This is a genomic window from Kordiimonas laminariae (assembly GCF_023008165.1).
GTDB lineage: Bacteria > Pseudomonadota > Alphaproteobacteria > Sphingomonadales > Kordiimonadaceae > Kordiimonas > Kordiimonas laminariae.
Genome location: NZ_JAKQZA010000003.1, coordinates 94427 through 117599 on the forward strand (window position 1 = coordinate 94427; position 23173 = coordinate 117599).

Here is a 23173-nt window from a genome sequence, read left to right on the forward strand (position 1 = left end):
ATAGGAACAGCTTATGTCTCGTATCGCTTATGTTAATGGTGCCTATGTACCGCATGATATGGCTTTTGTTCATATTGATGACCGAGGCTACCAGTTTGCGGATGGTGTTTATGAAGTGGTATCGGTTATTGGCGGCAAAATGATTGATGAAGAACCCCATCTTGACCGCCTCTGGCGTTCTATGGGCGAGTTACGGATGACAGAACCCGTTACACGGTCTGCACTCAAACTTATCAGCAAACAACTGGTACAAAAAAACCGTTTGAAGAATGCTCTTCTCTATATTCAGGTTTCACGCGGTGTAGCAAAGCGGGACCACGCTTTCCCGCAAGGTGACCTCCGGTCATCACTGGTGATGACCTGTCGCCGTTTTGATTTTGGTGCTGTTCGGGAGCGCGCTAAAACGGGTATCAAAGTTTCCAGCCAACCAGATATTCGGTGGGGCCGCTGCGATATTAAAGCTACAGCTCTTCTCCCTAATGTTCTGGCCAAACAGGCTGCGAAAGAAGCTGGTGCTTTTGAGGCAATACTTGTAGATGCCGACGGCAATGTTACAGAAGGTAGCAGCACTAGTGTCTGGATGGTAGACAAAAACGGAACTCTAGTTACCCGCCCGCTCAAAGATAACATTCTACCGGGGATCACGCGAGCAACCCTCATCGAACTGGCTGAAAAGCATCAAATCAGGATTGAAGAACGAGCCTTTTCTATTGAAGAAGCAAAAGCCTCAGAAGAGATGTTCCTCACAAGTGCAACCAGCTGTGCCATGCCAATTGTTGAACTGGATGGAAGTGCAATTTCCAACGGGAAACCCGGCTCCGTTGCCACTAAACTTGTTGAGCTATACTGGGACTTTGCAGGAAAATAATGCAAAACCGAGACACAATTCTTACCGCCGTTGAAAACTGCGAAATTATATCCGGGCAAGAGATCACTGAATATGATTTCGCTGAAGAAAACCTAAGTGGCGCAGAATTTGAGAATTGCGCATTCTCAGGAGTAGATTTTTCAAACGCTGAAATACAAGAAGCTTTGTTCAGAGACTGTGTTTTCAAAAGCTGTAATTTCAGCCGCATTGAGGGTAGAAGTTCCCAGTTTATCAACTGCAACTTCTTCAACAGCGAGACTGGCAAAGGCGGCATATTCACGTATGCCACACTGAGAGACGCATGTTTTGAAAACTGCAACCTTTCTGCCGCATCTTTTAAAGGTTCGCTTCTCTTTGAAGCCCGTTTCAACAACTGTAGCGCCCAAGGCAGCAATTTTGAGGATGCTACCTTTTCCTACACGCTGGGTGGCAAAGTGAGCGCCACAAGCGTCACTATCCATGCATCAAACTTTGATTATGCCCAGTTCAAAGGTATTTCCTTTGAAGGGTGTATGCTCACAGAAAATAGCTTTCGGGAAACAGATTTCAGCAGTTGTGATTTCACAGATGCTGACCTCCGCGGATCTAACCTGGCAGGGACGGATACCTTGAGAGCAATCTTTGACGGGGCTGACTTGATAGAAACCAACCTGCAAGGCATGCAGCTTGGGACCTTAGCTAGTTTTGAGAATATGAAAATAGACCAAGCCCAACAAAAAGACCTTCTTACTGGACTTGGTATTATTGTTTTTGACTAGTCTTATTCAGCCTCTGAAGCATCTGCTGGTGCAGATGATGTTCCCCAGCCCTTACTTTCCATAAACGCCAGTAACAGGCCAATAATAGCACCATTTACCAGATGCATAATAGTAAGCGGCAACCGTGCATCACCTGATAGATTAAGCATGTTCGCAAACCAGATAGCATCTGTTGCCATCAAATACAGGCCAAACATCACACCAAACATGGCGCCAGCTTTCATATCACCAGAACCAACGGCCTTACCAAACATCCAAACCACAACAATGGTTTGCACAAAATGGTACCCCATGGTTTGTACGAAAGTTTCTTCCTGTGGGTGCATAGCAGGTGCCATCGTTGCCATAGCATCCTTGAAAATTACATCACCCCCAACGGTATAAAGAACACCGTAGGCAATAAACGCGACAACTACATTGAGTACAAACTTACCAATATTCATTGGTCTCTCCCCTTACTCGGATGTTGTTATGCTGTCGTAGTCCCTCATATCAAAAGCCGGGTTGCCCCCAGTCTCATGTTTTACATGTACCACACGTTGCGGGAATGGGAACTCCACTCCCTCTTCGTTGAATTTATCCCAGATACGCCCCATTACATTACTGGCAACGTTCGAAACTCCATTTTGCGGATCATCGATCCACATACGTAGTTCTAGATCAACACCGCTTTCGCCAAAGCCCCGGATGAGCGTTCTTGGTGCTGGTTGCTTTAAAATACGTTTTTCTTCATTGGCGGCATCCACCATAAGCGCCATAGCCTGTTTCACATCGCTATTATAGCTTACCTGCACAGGGATACGTCTGCGCACAAGTCTATGGCTATGAGACCAGTTCACAACGGGCTGCGTGATCATATCTTCATTCGGTATCAGAAACTCTGTACCGTCTCGAGTGATGACACTGGTATAGCGAGCAGCCAAGCGGTTAATGGTACCGTAAGTGCCGCCCGTTTCAATCACGTCACCCGGCTTAATCGAACGGTCTACCAGCAGAATAATGCCGGAAATAAAATTACCCACAACCTTCTGCAAACCAAAACCGATACCAACACCAAGCGCACCACCGAATACCGCAAGTGCTGTGAGATCAATCCCCGTAGCATTAAGAGAAATAAGGAACGCCAAAGATACCAGAAGGATTTTGGAAACCTTGGTCATCAAAGCCCGCGCCGAAGGTGGTACAGCCTCAAAACCCTTGATTTGTTTTTCGATGAGCGACGAAAGCGCAAATGCACCCCAAATCATGAACCCAAATGTTATTAATCCTTTGATCAAAGACAGGACACTTAATTCCACTTCACCAAGCGGTAATTTCGCACCTTCAAGAACAATAAGAATAGGATCAAGAAGCCCCATAATATTAAGGGCAGCTACCGACCACGCTGTGTAGGCAATAAGTCTGGCCAGCTCTCGGTTCGCCAACATCCCCACCGCAAGCCGGATTACAAACCACGCTGTAAACAAGCTCGTTGCGATAGAGAGTAAATAGGTTTGCATAAAGGGCTGCAGGATCAGGATCGCTGTCCATGTCAGCATGATGGAGAAAGCCGCTACCAAAACAGGATTCAGAAAACGCCTGTCAGCCTTTTGCACCATAGGATGGTCGCCAAAGGCTTTCATAATGCCTTTATAGATAAGCGCGCATACAAATCGAGATACAAGAACAATAACTGCCAGAATGGCGAGTTCGATGAGACGTTCAGGTTCCAGAAAGTTATTCTGGACCCAAGCCCATGCTTGCTGCAACTTATTGAGGATATCTTCGTAAAAGTCTTTTTCGCCCATATAGCGAGTTTAACGCCGGGACTGGAAAAAGTCTCTTAATAATTTCGCAGCTTCTTTTTCTAGAATACCACCATAAACTTCAGGTTTGTGATGGGTGGTTTTATGGCTGTAGATACGAGCACCTACAGTAACACCTCCACCTTTAGGATCATCAGCACCGAAATAAACCCGCTTGATACGCGCAAAAGCAATCGCCTGCGCGCACATTGCGCACGGCTCCAACGTCACATAAAGACTGCATCCTTCAAGTCGTTCTGAACCAAATGCTTTTGCCGCAGCACGAATAGCAATAAGCTCCGCATGGCCCGTTGGATCCTTCGCACCCACCACATCATTTCCAGCCTGTGCCAGCACGCCACCATCTGGCCCTACGACAACGGCACCAATCGGCACCTCGCCACGCTCAGCAGCTTTTTCAGCTTCTTTGAGGGCTGTATGCATATGCGGGAATGTATCAATCATAGGAATGCATGTATCAGTGTGATAGGTATGAAGCAAGATATTGCGCTTTTCTGCGCTCAAGCCTATGGTGCGCCGTATGACAGATAAAGATACAAATATGACTGAAAACGAAGCGCCTAAAGGCGAACGTATTGCTAAGGTTCTCGCACGTGCTGGCGTGGCTTCACGCCGCGAAGTAGAACGCATGATTGAAGATGGTCGTGTCTGGCTGCACGGCAAAAAACTGGAAACACCTGCAACTCTTGTGACCAGCCTTGAAGGCATCCATGTAGACGGTGAAGCGATCGGCCAAGCCAAGCAGACCAAACTGTGGCGCCTGCATAAATCCCGCGGTACACTAACGACTCACCATGACCCCGAGGGTCGCCCAACCGTTTTTGAACGTCTCCCTAATCATATGGGTCGGGTAATCAGCGTTGGCCGCCTTGATATGAACACTGAGGGCCTTCTTCTTCTCACCAACGATGGCGAACTCGCCCGCTGGCTCGAGCTACCAGCCAATAGTATTGAACGCACCTACCGTGTACGTGTGCACGGCTATGTAAAACCCGGTGTATTCAACAAATTGAAAAACGGCACCACGATTGACGGTGTTCACTACGGGCCAATTGATGCTGAACTTGAACGCCAACAAGGTGCCAATGCGTGGGTGATTGTTAAAATTCGCGAAGGTAAAAACCGCGAAGTACGGAAGGTTATGGAAAGCATTGGTTTTGAAGTGAACCGCTTGATCCGTACGCACTATGGTCCTTTCTCACTTGGTACAATGACCAATGGTGCAGTGGCCGCAGTTGGTGAAAAGCAAATGCACGAGCTGCTTGGTGATTTCTTTAAAGACGCAAAAGAAACTGTAGCGGCTCCCAAAGTAAGGCATAATCCCGAGAAATGGGCAAAAGCTAAAAAGCAAAACAACCCAAAACCAGGTGCCAGCCGCAAACGCAAGTGGGAACAACAAAAGCGCGATGGTGTGTTACCTGCAAAATCTGAAACCAAGGCTTCAGCGCGAAAAAAGGCGGATACGGTTGCAAGAAAACCTGCCAAACCAACTGGTAGACCAGCTCGCGGCTCAAAGCCTCGCCCTACCGGCAAAGCTAAATGAGTAGAATAGTTGCTGGTATCCATAGGGGCAGACGCCTCAATATGCCAAAAGGAAAAGATGTTCGTCCAACCACAGACAGGATGCGCGAACGGCTTTTCTCTATGCTGATGCATAGCCGCTACCCTGACATCATTGATGCAAGGGTGGCTGACTTATACGCGGGCACTGGAGCACTCGGGCTTGAAGCCCTCTCTCGCGGTGCAGCACACACCACTTTTGTAGAAAAAGCACGTTCATCAGTAGATACCATCAACAGCAATATTGCTCTACTGAAACTGGAAAAAGAAACGAAGGTTATTTCAGGCAGCGCCCGTACACTGCCTAAATCTTCAACCCCCTTCGATTTTATCTTCATGGATCCTCCCTACAGGCAAGGCCATGTAACGCCAACGCTTGAGAGTATTTTAGATAGTAACTGGCTTGCGGAAGGTGGTGTTATCATCTGCGAACTCGCAGCGGATGACGACAGCATATTTCCTGATGCACTGGACTTGATTGACGAACGTACACAAGGCCAACAGCGCATTGTATTTTTAATGCGTAAAAATACCGAAGGTTAAACACAGCCGATTCGTATCACGGATGTGGGCAAAAGAAGCTCCATTACTTTGTCCACTGCCCTATTTCCCGGCTTCATATTTTGAAGCCTCAATATGTTGTTTACTATTAATACCTCGCAGGATGCGGTTTTCCGCATCCTCTTTTTTCAGCATAAAAAACTTCATTGGCCTTTCACTCATTTCCTGTAAACTCACCTAAACATTTATGGGGAAACGATTTATGCGGGAACTGGAGCTGCGCTTAGCCCTGGTTTGTTACGGTGGGGCATCGCTTGCTGTTTATATGAACGGTATCTCGCATGAGATACTTAAACTTATTCGCGCGTCTCGCGCTTACCACAGCATCGACAACCGAGACAAACTGGCATCCGCCACATTCTTGGAACTCGCACCTAAACGCCCCTACACTACCGATACAGAATCTCTCTATTTCGAACTCCTTCAAATGCTTGGAGAAAAGATTGATATCAGAGTGATTGTTGATGTTGTCTCAGGCACATCAGCTGGTGGCATCAATGGTATCTTCCTCGCACGGGCTATCGCACATGATCTGGATTTCAATCCTCTTCGCGATATGTGGATGAAACTGGGGGATGTAGAAGAACTGATGGAAAAAGGTACTATCGCCGAACGTTTCAGCAAATTCTACCTCTACCCTTTTATCTGGCTTTTTGCAGATAAAGCCTTTGATGATGCTAACCCAGATGAAGAAAGCAAAAGAAAACTCTCACGCTTTCTCAGGTCTCGATGGTTTAAACCACCCTTTTCGGGACGCCGTATGCTCAGTTGGATGATCAGTGCCTGTCAGAATATGGGGGAAGCTGATGGAAACCACTCTCTACTGCCGAGTGGTCATAAACTGGATCTTTTTGTAAGCATCACTAATTTCTTCGGGCAACCAAGGCGACTGAAGCTACATGACCCGAAAGAAATCAAAGAACGCCAACATAAAGTGCCTCTCAGTTTTTCCTACTTAAAAGCAGAGGGACAAACGCTAAAAAGCGAGCTGGATGACAGCAACATTCCCGGGCTTGGGTTCGCCGCTCGTGCAACAAGTAGCTTTCCCGGTGCATTTCCGCCCATATCTTTCCGTGATTTAACAGCGTATCTGAAACACAAGAAAATGCCGTGGCCTTCAAAACAAGCCTTCTTCGCTAAGAACTTCCCGAACCAAATACATAATGAAGAAGCCCTTAACACAATGTCTTTCATTGATGGCGGGGTAACCAATAACAAACCGTTCGGTGAAGCCTTAGAAGCTATGGAAGACCGTGCTGCACACAGAGAGGTAGACCGCCGGGTTATTTATGTAGACCCAATGCCAGACCGTGCAACGGATCGATTGAACGACCACAATGAAGAAAAGCCGGGGTTTTTCCGTACTATTTTATCATCACTTGCAGAAATTCCCCGCAACGAACCAATTTATGATGACCTGCAGGATATTGCAGAGCGCAATAAAGAGGCGCGCCGCATGGAAAGCGTTTACGCCACGATTGAAGCTGAAGTGCGACAGCTCGTGGATAATATGCTGCAACTGGATGCAGAGAAGCGCGTAAGTACCGCTATTCTCGCCAGTTGGCGTGAGCGCGCGCACCGACTTGCAGAAGAAAAAGCTGGTTACGGCTACAGCACTTATATGCAAAGCAAAACCTTAAGCCTACTTGATCGCCTAGCCAAACTACTTGTCCACATAGCTTCTGCAAATGGGCAAAAACTCAGCCAAACATTAGCGCAGGAAAGAATTTACGCTTGGGCGAACGAACAGAAAATTGACAAGGCCGATCTCAACCAATCGCATGAAGATCTACAGAACTTTATCAAGTTCCTCCGTGCTTTTGATGTGGATTATAGGGTTAGGCGGCTTAGGTTCACCGTGAGACGGCTTAATCAGTTCCTCCAAACAACCTGCGGAGAAACAACTGCCTTTCATAAACTTACTAAACAGCAACTATACAAGAGCATGGAAACCTTCCGCTCTAAATGGCACGCCGAAGCTTATGCAGGCACGCTCGATGATATATGGAAAAACAAAGCCCTACTGCCTGATGACGCAGTACCAGCTATCATGAACCGTATTGCTGAGACCATGCAGCTGGAAGATCATGATTTTATCACCGATGAATTTATGGTGCTTACCCTTTCTGGCGCTGGCGATGAAGACCTGAAGCTAACCCTTTTCAGGGCATATGTGGGCTATGCTTTTTATGATGTGCTGACACTGCCAATGTCTACACATGCCGACCTGCAGGAAATAGACGAAATTCGGGTCGACCGTATCAGCCCTGTGGACTGCGCATCTATGCATGAGGACGATCAACCACTGAAGGGTACGGAATTATATAACTTCGGCGCTTTCTTCAGCCGCAAGGCGCGGGAAAATGATTATCTTTGGGGCCGTATTCATGCCGCAGACAGGCTTGTTGATTTCGTACTCGATGCAGCGGGCAAAGAAAACATTCCCGCGGACTTTGATCGCACTCGCTTCAAGAAGCGTCTCGCCAACAGAATTCTATCAAGCGAGGAACACGCGATGAAGCATAGCGGTGAACTAATCGCGAACATCAGGAAGATGTTTAACTAACGACGACCAAATAATTTTTCGATATCGTTAAGCGCAAGTTCCACATAGGTAGGTCTACCGTGGTTACACTGGCCAGAATGGGGTGTAGCTTCCATTTCCCTAAGCAGCGCATTCATCTCATCAACCGTTAACCTGCGACCAGAACGTACACTGCCGTGACATGCCATTGTACCAGCCACTTCTTCAAGTTTTTCCTTCAAAGACAGCGCTTCATCAAGCTCTGTAATCTCGTCAGCCAGATCACGTACGAGGCCTTTTGCATCTAGTTTACCGAGCATTGCTGGTACTTCACGCACCACGACAGCACCATCACCAAATGGCTCGATAACTAGACCGAGAGCTTCCAGTTCCTCTGCGCGCTTAAGCAAACGTTCAGCAGGCGCATCTTCAAGTTCCACCACCTCTGGCAACAGTAGTGATTGACGCGCAACACCTGTTTCAGCCATCTGCTTTTTCATACGCTCATACACAAGCCGTTCATGGGCGGCGTGTTGGTCTACAATAACGATACCATTTGCTGTTTGGCTTACAATATATGTGGCATGTACTTGCCCTCGTGCGGTGCCGAGTGGAAAATTCTCTGGCTCTGGCTGCGCTTGTGGCACTGGTTGTGTTTCAGCGGAATATGGCGCTTGCATACTCTCCGCAACCGAGGTGTATGATACATCTTCAACAGGACGCGCACTTGGCGCAGAAATATCCCCTTGCGGGTCAAAACCAAGCTGGGTTTCCCGAGCTTCCACAGGCTGATAAAGCTGGTCTGCCACCTGCTGGAAGCCTGACGGTAACGTGGGGTGTTCTACTTGCCGTGTCCATGGCATTGCAGCGCCAGAACCTTCAGCCTTAATTGCCCCAAGGGCAGCGCCAGCTACAGTTGTCGAAGCTCTATGCCCAGCCATGCTCAATCCGTGCCTTAGTGCAGAAACAATAAGCCCACGTACCAAACCTGCCTCTTTAAAACGCACTTCCGCTTTCGCGGGGTGTACATTCACATCAACAAATTCTGGTGGCACTTCAAGAAAGAGCGCGAGCACCGGATGCCTGTCCCGCGCTAGATAATCTTGATAGGCACCACGTACCGCCCCCACAAGCAAACGATCTTTCACAGGCCTGCCGTTCACAAACAAATACTGGTGCTGTGCATTACCGCGACTAAAAGTTGGTAAACCTGCGAAGCCAGTAAGCCGAAGACCTTCACGTTCCGCATCAATTTCAATAGCATTTTCCCGGAATTCTCGACCAAGGATAGCGCCTAATCTTTCCAAGCGCGGGTCCTCTGTTAGGCTTACAACAGGTGGGGCACGGAATGTAGTTCGGTCGCCATCACCGAAAGTAAAAGCAATATCAGGATGTGCCATAGCGAGGCGCTTGATCACATCTCCAGCCTGCCCATATTCCGTGCGAGCAGTTTTCATGAACTTAAGGCGAGCCGGGGTGGCATAGAACAAATCTCGCACTTCAATGCGTGTACCTTCTGTATGGCCAGCGGGCTCAGCTTCATGCTTCACCCCACCTTCAACACGAATTGCCCATGCGTCTTCAGCTCCCTTCGCGCGCGAGGTAACACTAAGGCGCGCTACTGAACCAATGGAGGCCAAAGCTTCACCCCGGAAACCAAGCGAGGCGATATTTACTAGATCTTCGTCTCTTAGTTTCGAGGTAGCATGCCTCTCAACCGCAAGCGAAAGTTCTTCAGCATTCATACCGCACCCATCATCCGACACCTGGATAAGGGCCTTGCCGCCATCTCGCATGATCACATCAATCCGGGTTGAACCAGCATCAATAGAGTTTTCAACAAGTTCCTTCACTGCACTTGCAGGGCGTTCCACCACCTCACCAGCAGCAATTCGGTTGATGGTTCGTTCAGAGAGAAGGCGGATAATTCCCGCTTCTTTCGGGAGGGTATGTCGGTTCTGGCTAGTCATGGCGCGACCCTATCAGGCTTTGAAAAGAGAGGAAAGAAAATGCCGTTTTTAGCTGTATGTTTTTCATAATTTAACCAAATGGTTGACTATTTAGGAAATACCCATATATTTAACCATATGGTTAATAATAGTACACAACAACTAGATGCTGTCTTCCATGCTCTTTCTGATCAAACCAGAAGAGGTATGCTTGTAAGTCTCAGCAAAGATGATCAAACGGTTTCTGATCTGGCAGCGCCTTACGCTATGTCTCTTGCTGCTGCTTCGAAACATATTAAAAAACTCGAGCAAGCAGGTCTTGTAACCCGCGAGGTAATCGGACGCACTCATATCTGCCGCCTAAATGCAAAAGCAATGGCTGAGGCGCAAGCATGGATTAAACAGTATGAACGTTTCTGGGCTGACAGATTAGATGATCTTGAAACAGAACTCCTGAAAGCAAAACACAAACAGCTTGCAAAGGATGAGACATGAATATTCATGGAAAATTACTGGACGAGCAAACAGTTCGTCTTGAACGCCTGTTGCCCGGGCCGATTGAGCTTGTATGGGCATATCTGACAGAATCGGAAAAACGCGGCAAATGGTTAGCAACCGGCGAAACCGAACCACGTGTTGGCGGCAAGGTAGAACTGCACTTCAATCACGACAACCTATCTCCTGAGCAAGATAGCGAGGCCCCTTCAACCGATTGTGGCGATGACACAATTCACTACGGAACCGTAACAAAATATGAACCACCGTATAGACTGGCCTATACATGGGCCGAAAATACGGGCAGCACCTCAGAAGTCATGTTTGAGCTTGAGGCTATTGGTGACCAAGTGAAGTTAACCATCACACATGAACGACTACCAGATATGGAAACTATTGTTGGCGTATCTGCAGGTTGGGAAACCCATGTTGCTATAATGGCGGATTGCCTTGCTGGCATTACACCTAAGCCATTCTGGGGCGTGTTCAACAAGATTAAAACAGCGTATGAAAACCTCTATGCCGCCTAACAAAAAAGCCGGTTCAAAGACCGGCTTTTTTTAAAAGATTTATGTAAGCCTACCCGCCCGTTGAAACGCGGTTAACCTCAACATTATCAGGGCGGAAGGTACGCTCTCCAGCTTCAAGAAGATCAGCGAGAAGAAGCTTCTTCTTCACTACATCCTGCGTTAAAGGACCACCAGCATTCGAACGAATATCCACATCAGCATACGGCAACTGGCTGAGCAGTTGATTTTCGCTTTGGCTCTTTGGAACCTGACGAGGGAATTTCTTCCCAGGGAACAACGCATCAAATGCAATACGGCCAGGGTTAATAGTTTGAGCGCGTGGCTCACCCGGGCGTGGCGGTGTTAAAGTTGATTCCGGAGGAACTGCAAGCGGCGCCCTGTCCACAACTTCAAACTCATTCGGCACATAGGTTTTCTTACTGCCACCGCTACCACATGCAGCGAGACAAGCGGTTGCCAAAACTAAAACTGATACAGACTTGAGCGTCATTCACCCTACTCCCTTGTGATCACGCTGATTTAATTGTCAGCTTGATCGGCGTTTAAGGCATTTTTAGGGCCTTTCCTGCCTTCAAGCAAGCCATCAATTAAAAGAAGTATCACACCAATGGTTATGGCACTGTCCGCCACGTTAAAAACATAGAAATTATAGCTGAAAGCATGAAGGTGAATAAAATCCACCACAGCACCGTGCAAGAATCGGTCAATGATATTACCGACGGCCCCGCCAAGAATGATAGCAAGCCCCAAACCCTCAAGCTTTCGCTCCGTGGTTCGCAGCCAATTCAACAACCACATACTGATGCCAGCAGTTAGGATAACAATGCCCCATTTGCCAAGGCTGTCACCGATAGGCAGGCCCATAGAAATACCGTAGTTCCATACCATGGTGAAATTGAGGAATGGCAGCAGTTCAATGGAGCCAACTTCCGGCAGTTTCAAGCCGTTCAATACCCACCATTTGCTGATTTGATCAGCGAGTAAAAGTATCCCGCTGATCTGCAAACCACGTTTAAAATATGGGCCAACCTTCATATCTGTTAGCCTGCGTCGTGCGCGTCAACCGCTGCATTACAGCGGTTACACAAGTCACCATTTTCAGTAACTTCTGGAGATACCACCCAACAACGCTCACATTTTTCGCCATCCGCCACTGTAATAACAGCAGCATCTTCACTTCCTACCTTCAGTGTAGCAGCTGAGGTGATGAAAATCTCTGCAGCATCAAGGCCATCAAATGCCTTAAGCGTAGCTTCATCAGCTACAGTCACTTCAGCATTTGCCTGCAAGCTTGAACCAATCGTTTTATCGCGGCGCAGAAGTTCAATCGCAGATGTTACTGTTGAGCGCACTTCACGGATTTTTGCCCACTTGGCAGCAAGAGCATCATCTTTCCACTCCGCAGGTGTATCAAGCCAAAGCTGGCGGTGTACGCTTGGTGCATCGGCACCATGGCGAGATAACCAAACTTCTTCTGATGTGAAAGAAAGAATAGGCGCGAACCACAGCACAAGGCGGTTAAACACTTCATCAAGCACTGTACGAGCAGCACGGCGGCGCGTATCAGCCGGATTATCACAGTAAAGTGCATCTTTTCGGATATCGAAATAGAAGGTGGAAAGATCAACGATACAGAATTGGTAAAGTTCACGGAAGATAGGGTTGAAATCATAACTATTTGATTTCGAACGGATCAGCTCATCAAGTTCTGCAAGGCGGTGTAAAACCCAGCGCTCAAGCTCAGGCATCTCCGATGCTGGCAAGCGTTCTTCCTCGGTAAAGCCATCAAGGTTACCAAGAAGGTAACGCATGGTGTTACGGATCTTACGGTAAGCATCAGCCTGCCCTTTGATGATCTCATCACCGATACGCACATCTTCCATATAATCAACCGCAACCACCCACAGGCGCAAGATATCAGCGCCATACTGCTGAATGATTGTTTGCGGCGCAACTGTATTGCCCAGCGATTTGGACATTTTACGGCCTTCACCATCCATCGTGAAACCATGCGTAAGCACACCCTTATAAGGAGCAACACCGCGAGTGCCGCAGCTTTCGAGTAAGCTTGACTGGAACCAACCACGGTGCTGGTCGGAACCTTCAAGATACAGGTCAGCCGGTGACTGAAGATCAGGGCGCATTTCACTTACAAACGCGTGTGTACAGCCACTATCGAACCAAACATCGAGAATATCGTGCACTTGTTCATAATCATCGGCGCTGTATTTATCGCCAAGGAACTCTTGCGCAGGAACAGCAACCCATGCATCAGCGCCGCCATCTTTAACGGCAGCAACAATACGGGCATTCACTTCAGCGTCCTGAAGAATTTCGCCAGTTTCTTTATGTACGAATACAGTGATTGGTACACCCCACGCACGCTGGCGAGAAATTACCCAATCAGGGCGATCTTTTACCATCGCTTCAATACGGTTCTGGCTTACAGCAGGATACCAATTTACTTCGCCGCGAATTGCCCGTAGCGCGTTTTCACGCAGGCCAGTTTTCTCCATAGAGATAAACCACTGTGGCGTATTACGGAAAATAAGCGGTGCTTTGGAGCGCCAGCTGTGCGGATAACTATGTGAAAGCGTGCCTTTAGCAACAAGACCATCAACATCTGTTAGGAGCTCACAAACCTCGTCCGCCACTTTATAAACATGGCGGCCAGCAACAAGCGCTACATTATCATAATAGCAACCAGCTTCATTCACTGTGTATGGTACAGGAATACCAAATTGAACGTGTGCTACCTGATAGTCATCGTCACCGTGGCCTGGAGCTGTATGTACGAAACCAGTACCCGCTTCAGTGGTTACATGGTCACCCGGTAGCATTGGCACATCAAAATCATAGAAGCCATCCGCATCTGCATGACCGTTCCATGGGTGCATCAACACGGAACCTTCAAACGCAGAACCCTTTACATGGGCAATCTGCAGATAGTTGCTAATACCTGCACGACCAACAAAATCCACCGCCAGTGCTTCAGCAACTACAAAACGGTCACCTTCATTGGCAAGGGCGCCTTCTGCTATCTCAGTTACTTCAAGCACAACATAATCAACAGCGGGGCCAAAACAAACCGCACGGTTTGCAGGGATGGTCCACGGTGTTGTTGTCCAGATAACAACGCGAGCACCATCAAGTTCTTTCGAAGATGTTTCCTTTACACGGAACGCCACATCAATCTGCGTGGATGTGTGATCATGATATTCCACTTCAGCTTCAGCGAGCGCCGTTTTCTCAACCGGAGACCACATCACAGGCTTGGAACCTCGGTACAGCGCACCGGATGTTGAGAACTTCAAAAGTTCTTCAACGATCTGCGCTTCCGCATCGAAATCCATTGTCAGGTAAGGTTTGTTCCAATCACCGAAGATACCAAGGCGCTTGAATTCTTCCTTTTGAACACCAATCCACTGATCAGCAAATTCACGACATTCACGGCGGAATTCAACAGGATCAACCTCATCCTTGTTTTTCTTCTTCTTGCGGTACTTTTCTTCGATCTTCCATTCGATCGGCAAACCGTGACAATCCCAACCCGGAACATACGGCGCATCTTTGCCCTGCATCTGTTGTGATTTGGTAATCACATCCTTCAGGACCTTATTCATTGCGTGGCCAATATGGATATTTCCGTTTGCATATGGAGGGCCATCATGCAGTACGAACTTTTCTTTACCCGTAGCATCTTCGCGCAGTTGTTTATAAATGCCTTCTTTTTCCCACTTAGCAAGGAATTCAGGCTCACGCTTAGGAAGCCCCGCCCGCATTGGGAAATCAGTTTTAGGCAAAAAGACTGTATCGCGGTAATCGCGTTTTGTTTCTTCAGCAGACATAAATCTCGTTCCGCTCTCTTATTCTTTCGGCACATAGCCGAATATAACTATATTCTTGGTGAAAGTGACAAACTAGAAACCCCGGTCGCTACGTAAGCGCCGGGCCAGTAATTCGAATAATGCTGGCAGCTATCTGCCACTCATATGAACATAGATTCGTCATGGGGCGAGTTTTAACAGTGGTCACCCCTGCTGTCGAGCATTGAATCTGCTAGAAAGCGCTATTTTACTCGCCTTTGAAATAGATTTGCTGTTTTTCCACCGGCATAGCACCCTCCTGCCGAATACGACGCTCAAGGCCACCATAAGCCTTCTTCGACTGTCGTCTGTCCGGCCCACTATATCCAGTTACCTGAATAAAAGGTTTTGGATGCAACATGATATCAGCAAGGCTTTTAAGCAGTATTGCAGTTGTAAAAGGCAAGATAATCATTTTATTCACGCCAGCATCTCGCGCAGCGATTACATCATGCCTGCTAGGGTTTTTCATACACATAATAATTGGTGCTATTGATGTTGGGCTAGCGAGCATACGTACAAAACGCACAAAATCTACTCCACCCAGATCGGAAAAACTATCTTCTACCAACAGGAAATTAAAATGTGCTTGCCCAAAGCGTTCAAGCGCATCTCCTTTGCTTTCAGCAATTTGGATGATATCCGCTTTTTGTTCTTTAAAAATCGCACGTGCACCCTCTGCCGCCTGGCCATTTTCCATAGCGATTAGAACGCGCAAATCATTTTTGCTACCCAAAACCATGATACTCGTCCCCACGAATGTATAAGAATACATAGTATACGGTATCCTTTATTAACAAAGTGACAAGTAGGAATGACCCTTCGTCATAAAAAAAAGGGAGCCGAAGCTCCCTTAAATTCTTGACAAGAAACACTCCTTAGAACTTCGCGCGAACACTTGCGAAGAACGAACGACCAGAAGTGTTATAGCCTGTTCCGATTGGATTATTGAATGAAGTGAATACATCGGTGTCGTCCACAAGTGGTGGAGATGTATCAAACACATTGCGCACGCCAAAGTTCACGAAATAGTTCTCATTGATATTCCAAGAGAAAGAAACATTATGAACATCGTAGTTCGTTGTGCTCGAAATCGGGCGACAAATCTGACCTGTGAATGGACAAGCAACATTGTCAGTTGCAAAATCAGTTGGATTATCCACAGTCGCACCCTGGATCCAACGTGTCAGCCATGTAAGACTAAAGTCTTTATAGCCAAGACGAAGAGTACCAGATGCACGCCAGCGTGGGTTTCTGATCTCACCCGCATTGTCATCCTCCACACCCAGAGAGCTAAAGAATAGCTCATCTACATATGTAGCCGTTGTATCAACCGTTACGCTTAAGTCATCGTCAAGACCAAGATCAAAACGCTGGTTATAGTAAAGATTGAAATCGATACCTTTAGATGTTTCCACACCAACGTTTACAAACGGACGGTTTACAAAATCAATCTGGCCATCTTCATCACGCGCGATGAAGTTACAGAATTGAGAATCGCCATTTGGTGCTTCGTCGTTATCGAAACACTGGTTGATCACAAAGTTTGCACCAGGCTCGTTAATACCATCAGTAATACGGATATTATAGTATGTCGCAGACAAACGTAGATCAAAGGCATCTGTAAACGGTTGATCGAATACCACACCAAGGGTCCACGAACGGCTACGCTCTTCCGTAGAAAGTGTAGAGCCACCGGCACTCACTTCAGAGTTGCCAAGTTGATTAAAGCCATTACCTGTACCATCATCAAGGCCTAACGCTGTTGGATCAACGCCGTTTGCGCTACATGCTGCAAGAACACGGGCTTCACGCTCATCCCCAGAAGCATCATATGTCTCTGGAACAGTTGGATCTGTTGGATCAGAAACGCGAGCATCAAGTGGAACCACACATGGATCCGTTACATTCAAGAAGCCCGTTGTACCAAGTAGGAAACGCTCACGGAGATTTGGGGTACGGTAGCTTGTGCCGTACGTACCACGAACAGTAAATGCATCCGTAATCTGCCAGCGTGCTTTACCAGAATATGTGAAGGCTACCGGAGAAAACTCCTCGTCTGTCATACGAACAGAACCTTCTACATCAAGGGATTGAATAAGCGGTACATCGCGAACTACATTAAACGCTGTTTCTGCAAATGCTTCAAATAGATAACGCTTACCAATAGCCCCCTGATCGGAGAAGAAGTTCAACAAAAGACCTTCTGTCGCTACATCATTACCAACTGAGTTGATTGAATCTTCACGGTACTCAAGACCAACAAGAATTGGTAAAGATTCATCGTTCCAAGGTAATGCAAACAGATCTCCCTGAACTACACCGTTGAATACAGTCTGCTCAACCTCTGTACGGAAGATACGTTCTATAAACAGGTAATCTGCCTCTGCCTGTGTTGCGAATGTACCGCCATTTGCTTGATAGAGAGAAGAAGCAAATAAGTTTACAGGCACGCAACCATCTGTTCCGTCAGGAACGCCATCACCATCACCATCAGCACCACAAATGAAAGAACCCGCATTGTCAGGGTCTTCAATTGTTGTTGTTAGGCTGAGATCAAGACGTGCCGCATCCAGACCACGGAAAACTTCATCACCGTTAGAACGGGCATAACTTCCATAAACTTCATATGACCAGTTACCATCCAAGAAGTTATCAAGCGCTCCAATATTGCCTCGGATACCACCAATAACACGGAATTGTTCAACTTCTGCATCAGCGAGGTCGCGATCACCCAAGATACGAATAACAGGCTGAGCCGTTGTTGGGCCAAATGCTGATGCGGGGCTCGTTGTACCATCTTCATTTGTCTCAATAAGACCAGCGTTGAGATCGACACCATTCACGCCAACCGGGTTAAATGGATTGTTCGCGCCAACAACAGGGAAGATTAGGCCAGGACCAGTGAAAGACGGGCTATCACGATGTGCATAACTGGCTTCAATGAAAACCTCAGTATCATTAGCATCTTCAAACTGATATTCACCATTGAAATAAACAAGTTTACGTTCAAGTTTTTGAATAATATCAGCTGAATTTGCAAGATCAGACAGACCATAGTTAAAACGTGGATCAGTGAATGGTACATCCACCAAACCATCACCATTTCCATCAACTACAAAACGGTCAGTCTCATCAATAACTCCATCACCATTACTATCAAATGGAACCCGGTTTGCATCTGGGAAGTTACCCGCAAAACTAGCTGGCAAATTCACTTCAGAGAAATTTGGAATACCAATATTCGATGAGCCTTCAGTAAAATAGATACTACCAAAATTGCGCACGATAATACGGTTGTTCGCGATTGTGTTACACGCTGTTGAACCATTACCTGGAATACGAGACCCAGAGAACTGGCTTTGATTTTCGTTGAAAATTTCACCATTTGGACCTTCGAACAACACCTCATCACACGCGTTGATGAATGGGTTTTGCGCAAAGGATTGTGCCGAACGGCTAAAATATTCAGCAGCTACCGTAAAATTCCAATTATCTCCACGATCACCGTAAAGAGCACCAATAGTGTAACTATCGCCGCCGCCAGCTTCCGGGATATCTGTTGTGGCCTCAACTTCAAAGCCTTCAACATCTTTCTTCAGAATTACATTAGTAACACCAGCCACAGCATCAGAACCATATACCGCTGACGCACCATCAAATAAGTTTTCAATACTGCTTACAAGAACGCTAGGAATAAGGTTTGTATCAGCAACACCAGGCGCACCACCAACACCTGCTGGTGCCAAACGACGACCATTTACCAGCACCAGCGTACGATCTGCTCCTAGGCCCCGGAAACCTACGGTCGCGGCACCAGTACCATTATCAAGAACGAAATTATTAAACGTGTTGTTGATTTGCTGGCCAGATGCCTGAGTGGTTGTTTGAAGAATATCAGTCGCAGCAAAGAAACCTATTTCTCTGGATTGTTCACCGCTGATAATCTGAATGGGAGAAACGGAACTAAAGGCATTCTTTTTCAATCGAGAGCCCGTAACGGTAATCTCTTCTACTTGAATATCTTCAGAATCGCTGTCTTGATCCGAGTCTTGAGCGACAGCTGCCGTGCTTAGGATGGCTGCAAGAGCTGCTCCCCCCAATAATGCACTACGTCGAGCATGAGTGATATTAAATGTCACCACATTTCCCCTGTAATTTTTATAGAAATTATTATGAAACTTATGAGCAAGATCGCCCGTAAGCGGGGCCAGCTAAACACGAGATACAGAGAAATCAATCAGTGGTGCGCGTAACATTACAGTGAAAAAAAGACCGGAAAATACGACAGTGTTTTTTTTACAACAAAAATAATACGATGGTGTATTTTCAATATAAAATGGAAATACCAAAGTTTATTTATATATAAAAATCAAATACTTAGTTATAAAAGTTTATACCTAAATCATAAGATTTCATAGATATCGATTCAAAAATAGAATGAAATATCAATGAATACCAAAATTGGAGTCTATTTTTACAGGTACAAAAATAAACCTGTAAACTCTGGACATAAAAAAAGCGAAGCTCTAAGTACTTCGCTTTTTTTGTTCTGTCCTATAGCACGTTAGAAATACGACTCAGCGCCTATAGCATTACGCATATACCAAAAGAGATTTAAACATCCTGTTCCGCAGCATTTTTTCTATGCTCACGTTTTTTAAGTTTACGTTTGCGCGACATCAAATTGAGTACTTCCACACCTAATGAGAATGCCATAGCAAAATAAATATAACCTTTCGGCACATGCACTCCGAGACCTTCGGCTACAAGGAATACACCAATCAAAAGAATGAAGGATAGTGCCAAGATTTTGAGTGTTGGGAACCGTTCAATAAAGCTGGCAATAAACCCTGATGAAAAGATCATTACAATCATTGCAACAGTCATCGCTGCAACAATAACCGGAATACTGTCGGTCAGCCCCACCGCCGTCATCACTGAATCAAAAGAGAAAATAATATCGATGAAAACAACCTGCGAGATAACCGCCAACATACCACCAGTGTATGTTTTACAGTCTTCGATTTTATCGCCCGTGATTTCATCATGGACACTATCTGTGGCTTTATAGATGAGGAAACCACCCCCAACGAGCATCAATATATCTTTCCCTGAGAAAGAATGCCCAAACAGATCGAGCAGTGGTTCTTTAAGACCTATGATCCACGCCACCCCCATCAACAAGCCAATGCGCATAACAAGCGCAAGGGTTAGACCAATGACGCGAGCTTTCTCTCGCTGACCATCAGGCAGATGACCAACAAGCAGCGCTACAAACACTACATTATCAATCCCGAGAATAATCTCGAGAGAAGCCAAGGTCAGGAAGCTAACCCAAAGATGATAATCAAGTAACAGTTCCAAGGGAGCCTCCAAGCTAAAATATCAACAAGACTTAGTTAATGATCAAATGTGTTTATAATATTTGAACAGGAATACAATCATTCAACTATATTTTTATTTTCAAATTCATCGATATTCGCCAGCACGATATCTTTAATTTCATCTGGCACCCCCTTGAGGTGAGTTCTGATGATCTCACGATACCCACCACTGTCGATCAATTTACCTAACCCGCGATTAAACAAATTGCGCATAATTTTACCGTCTTGAGTTTTAGCAAACAGAACATGCGCATAATTGTGATCTACATCACTTGGGTAACTTTCAAGGAACACTCCCTTAGAGCCATTTTTCATCAGATGGCCTGCCGTAAGTGTTGGCAATAGTGTAAAATCAGCCCGTCCTGTTTTTACAAGCTGGTAACAGTTTTCGAGCGAAGCAGGATTCACAACACGTAGATCATAATGTTCAATATGTGGTCGAATAAAATCAGGAATGGTCCAGCCAAGAGGATAACACCAGGTACGTTCAGCCGAGCTATCATGAAGGCTTGAAGGAAAACGAAAATCTGGATCGTGAGATATAAACACATGTTTGAAAATGTAAATTACATCAGAAAGGTAGAATTTCTCCTCTCTTTCCTTTGAATACACCCAAGCAAATGTCCCAATTATTCTTTTAAGCTCTAAATCCCGGTAACTGCGAGGCCACGGCCTGATAAGAAGATCGAGATCAACACCTTCAAGTTTCAAACTTTGCCTTACAATGTCAGTAAGCAACCCATCATTAAGGTGAGCCTTCGAAATATACGGTGCGAAATCGACATCTGTTGCAAGCTCAACCCGCTGTTCTTCAGCCGAAACCGCAGACAGCAGAGGCCAGAGTAAAAGCATGGCGATCATGAAGCCTCCTACTATGCCTTGCTTCAGCACCAATTATTCCTCCCGCCCATCATGCAAAACACCTATATCACTTAAACCAGCTTTAATATCTTTCTGTATTTCCATAGGTAGGCCCACCAAATACGGTGAGATGATTTCAAGGTAGCGCCCCTTCTCTACCAGAGCTTCAAAACCTTTATCATATAGCGCTTTAGCCTTTTCACCTGCTTGGGTCCGCGCAAATAATATATGTGTATTGCCAAAATAAATATCGTCAGGAGCACGATGAAAGAACAACGGGCCAGGTCTGATACCTTCCGCCAGAAGAATACGAATATTACTACCAAGCGCTAAACGCTGCACAAAAACTATATCTACCCGACCGGTAAATATCATACGAAAACAAGATTCGATACTTGGAGGCAAAGCCACCTCAAGTACCCCTTTGTTTTTCATGTCTTCGGCAAAAACCGGAAGTGTCCAACCTAGTGGAGAGCACAGAACAAGCGGCTTACCCTTGCTATGTTTCTCGTGAAACGTATCGGGATACTTGAAATTTTCCACCCTACTTACAAAAACAGCTTCAGATCGAAACATTGGCCGAGACAGAAGGAATTTTTCTTCTCGTTCTTTAGTATGTGCCCAACTGAAGGTGCCGGTAATTTCCCCCAATTCCAGAGCTCGGTGAGCTCGCTTCCAAGGCATCAATCTTAGTTTCAAGGTAACCCCAACTTCGGCAAAGCTTGCCCGAACCAATTCTGTAAACAAACCTCCAGAGGCAATTTCATCTGTGATAAAAGGCGGGAAATCCATATTGGTGACAAGCTCAATTTCTTCAGCATACACTGAAGGTATAGCCAAATACCCCACACATAATGAGATAGCTACTATTCCTGTCTTTATTTTTTTTGTGTCTAAACCGAGCATCTTATTAAAAGCATTAATATGAACAACTTAAGATGCCCTTAACTGGGTAGGTTTAATCAGTCTCGCGCTCTGACATGTGGTTCAGGAAACAAATCCAGATAAGCATCAAGGGTTGGGCCTCCAAGACGTGCGCGGTCATTTTCAGGCTCCGCAAGTACTATTTTGGCAACTCGACAATCTTTTGCAATCTGGTTCTGCAGTTCTTCAAGACCACTAAACTTCATCTCAGGCCTAAGAAAAGCAACAAGTTCAACCCGGAGATGGCGATCATAGATTTCTTCATTGAAATCAAATAGATGTACTTCCATCAACACATCGTGCTTATCAAAGGTGGGACGCTTTCCGATATTAGCCACCCCCATAATAAAGCGGCTTTCATCATCAAGTCTCGCTCTGACGGCATAAACACCGAGTTTAGGCTGAAGGCTTTCCCCCAACTCAACATTTGCAGTTGGAAAGTTAATTGTGCGACCACGCTGATCTCCTTGGGTCACACGGCCATTAATTGTCCACCAATGCCCAAGCAGTGCTGCAGCTTTTCTAGCCTCGCCATTTTGCAAGGCCTTCCTCACAACGGTAGAGCTGTAAACCTCACCCGCATACCCTTCAAGGCCAACAGTTACAGCCTTGATCACAGAAAGACCAAAACCCTCCATATCGCCCATATAAGCTAGAACGTCGGTACCGCCGCCACGCTTGCTGCCAAACCGGTAATCATAGCCAACAAAAACATGCTGAGCGCCAAGACCATCAACAAGAATGTCCAACACAAAATCTTGGGCTGACATACTGGCAAGCTCTTTATCGAACGGCAGCACAAGAAGCTGATCCACGCCAAAACGTTCTAGAAGCTGTGAACGTTCACGGAAAGGTGTCAGCCGAAATGGTGGCGCATTGGGTGCAAAAAAACTAACTGGGTGCGGTTCCGTAACCACAACAGTGAGCTTTAAACCAAGCAAACGCGCTAGTCGGCCAGCTTCACCAATCACCACTTGGTGGCCACGATGAAAACCATCAAAATTACCAAGAGCCACCACACTACCTTGTGTTTCAGCTCCCAGTTCACTGACATGCCTCAATAAGCGCATCTCTTATCCCTGCTT

Annotated in this window: 20 protein-coding genes; 7 read left to right on the forward strand and 13 right to left on the reverse strand. The window is 46.3% G+C overall.

Annotated features, from left to right (window positions below):
• Nucleotides 1–13: 13 nt before the first annotated feature.
• Nucleotides 14–868, forward strand: a complete 855-nt coding sequence (locus MF542_RS06390) for a D-amino-acid transaminase (protein WP_247017148.1) — start codon at nt 14–16, stop codon at nt 866–868.
• Nucleotides 868–1626, forward strand: a complete 759-nt coding sequence (locus tag MF542_RS06395; protein WP_247017150.1) for a pentapeptide repeat-containing protein — start codon at nt 868–870, stop codon at nt 1624–1626. Before MF542_RS06390 ends, MF542_RS06395 begins: the two co-directional genes overlap by 1 nt.
• Nucleotides 1627–1628: 2 nt before the next feature.
• Here MF542_RS06395 and MF542_RS06400 read toward each other — a convergent pair whose 3' ends face one another.
• From MF542_RS06400 to MF542_RS06410, 3 genes are read right to left on the reverse strand one after another with little or no spacing between them, the layout of a single operon-like run.
• Nucleotides 1629–2069, reverse strand: coding sequence for a hypothetical protein (locus MF542_RS06400; protein WP_247017152.1), 441 nt, complete (start codon nt 2067–2069; stop codon nt 1629–1631).
• Nucleotides 2070–2081: 12 nt separating this feature from the next.
• The gene (locus tag MF542_RS06405) at nt 2082–3413 is read right to left on the reverse strand and encodes a mechanosensitive ion channel family protein (RefSeq protein ID WP_247017154.1); all 1332 of its coding nucleotides are present in this window, start codon (nt 3411–3413) and stop codon (nt 2082–2084) included.
• Nucleotides 3414–3422: 9 nt separating this feature from the next.
• Nucleotides 3423–3875, reverse strand: a complete 453-nt coding sequence (locus tag MF542_RS06410) for a nucleoside deaminase (protein WP_343264864.1) — start codon at nt 3873–3875, stop codon at nt 3423–3425.
• 76 nt (nt 3876–3951) lie between these two features.
• Here MF542_RS06410 and MF542_RS06415 point away from each other — a divergent pair, with 76 nt between their 5' ends.
• From MF542_RS06415 to MF542_RS06425, 3 genes are all read left to right on the forward strand, one after another.
• Nucleotides 3952–4974 (forward strand): pseudouridine synthase, encoded by a 1023-nt coding sequence (locus MF542_RS06415; RefSeq protein ID WP_247017158.1) that lies wholly within the window; start codon nt 3952–3954, stop codon nt 4972–4974.
• A complete protein-coding gene (rsmD, locus tag MF542_RS06420; protein WP_247017160.1) occupies nt 4971–5534 on the forward strand; it encodes a 16S rRNA (guanine(966)-N(2))-methyltransferase RsmD in 564 nt (187 codons plus the stop codon). The genes MF542_RS06415 and rsmD overlap by 4 nt, the downstream gene beginning before the upstream one ends.
• 220 nt (nt 5535–5754) lie before the next feature.
• Nucleotides 5755–8118 (forward strand): patatin-like protein, encoded by a 2364-nt coding sequence (locus MF542_RS06425; protein WP_247017162.1) that lies wholly within the window; start codon nt 5755–5757, stop codon nt 8116–8118.
• Here the strand turns inward: MF542_RS06425 and mutL are convergent.
• Nucleotides 8115–10046: a DNA mismatch repair endonuclease MutL gene (gene mutL, locus MF542_RS06430; RefSeq protein ID WP_247017164.1), complete on the reverse strand. Its 1932-nt coding sequence runs from the start codon at nt 10044–10046 to the stop codon at nt 8115–8117. The genes MF542_RS06425 and mutL overlap by 4 nt on opposite strands.
• 117 nt (nt 10047–10163) lie before the next feature.
• On the opposite strand from mutL, the gene MF542_RS06435 reads away from it, so the two are divergent.
• Both MF542_RS06435 and MF542_RS06440 read left to right on the forward strand, forming a co-directional pair.
• Nucleotides 10164–10520, forward strand: coding sequence for an ArsR/SmtB family transcription factor (locus MF542_RS06435; protein ID WP_247017166.1), 357 nt, complete (start codon nt 10164–10166; stop codon nt 10518–10520).
• Nucleotides 10517–11050, forward strand: a complete 534-nt coding sequence (locus MF542_RS06440) for an SRPBCC family protein (RefSeq protein ID WP_247017168.1) — start codon at nt 10517–10519, stop codon at nt 11048–11050. The genes MF542_RS06435 and MF542_RS06440 overlap by 4 nt, the downstream gene beginning before the upstream one ends.
• A gap of 49 nt (nt 11051–11099) precedes the next feature.
• On the opposite strand, the gene MF542_RS06445 is transcribed toward MF542_RS06440, so the two are convergent.
• From MF542_RS06445 to MF542_RS06485, 9 genes are all read right to left on the reverse strand, one after another.
• Nucleotides 11100–11540, reverse strand: coding sequence for a DUF3035 domain-containing protein (locus MF542_RS06445; protein WP_247017169.1), 441 nt, complete (start codon nt 11538–11540; stop codon nt 11100–11102).
• 29 nt (nt 11541–11569) lie between these two features.
• Nucleotides 11570–12085 carry a signal peptidase II gene (gene lspA / locus MF542_RS06450; RefSeq protein ID WP_247017171.1) on the reverse strand — a complete coding sequence of 172 codons (516 nt, stop codon included), beginning with the start codon at nt 12083–12085 and terminating at the stop codon, nt 11570–11572.
• Nucleotides 12086–12090: 5 nt separating this feature from the next.
• Nucleotides 12091–14898: an isoleucine--tRNA ligase gene (gene ileS / locus MF542_RS06455; protein WP_247017173.1), complete on the reverse strand. Its 2808-nt coding sequence runs from the start codon at nt 14896–14898 to the stop codon at nt 12091–12093.
• A gap of 226 nt (nt 14899–15124) precedes the next feature.
• Entirely contained in the window at nt 15125–15658 is a 534-nt protein-coding gene (locus MF542_RS06460; protein WP_247017175.1) for a response regulator, read from the reverse strand.
• 136 nt (nt 15659–15794) lie between these two features.
• Nucleotides 15795–19058 (reverse strand): TonB-dependent receptor domain-containing protein, encoded by a 3264-nt coding sequence (locus MF542_RS06465; protein WP_247017177.1) that lies wholly within the window; start codon nt 19056–19058, stop codon nt 15795–15797.
• 475 nt (nt 19059–19533) lie between these two features.
• Nucleotides 19534–20283 (reverse strand): TerC family protein, encoded by a 750-nt coding sequence (locus MF542_RS06470; RefSeq protein ID WP_247017179.1) that lies wholly within the window; start codon nt 20281–20283, stop codon nt 19534–19536.
• 77 nt (nt 20284–20360) lie between these two features.
• Nucleotides 20361–21164: a substrate-binding periplasmic protein gene (locus MF542_RS06475; RefSeq protein ID WP_247017181.1), complete on the reverse strand. Its 804-nt coding sequence runs from the start codon at nt 21162–21164 to the stop codon at nt 20361–20363.
• A 33-nt stretch (nt 21165–21197) separates the two neighbouring features.
• Complete coding sequence (locus MF542_RS06480) at nt 21198–22070, reverse strand: substrate-binding periplasmic protein (protein ID WP_247017183.1); 873 nt, start codon at nt 22068–22070, stop codon at nt 21198–21200.
• 56 nt (nt 22071–22126) lie between these two features.
• The gene (locus MF542_RS06485; protein ID WP_247017185.1) at nt 22127–23158 is read right to left on the reverse strand and encodes a bifunctional riboflavin kinase/FAD synthetase; all 1032 of its coding nucleotides are present in this window, start codon (nt 23156–23158) and stop codon (nt 22127–22129) included.
• Nucleotides 23159–23173 lie beyond the last annotated feature (15 nt).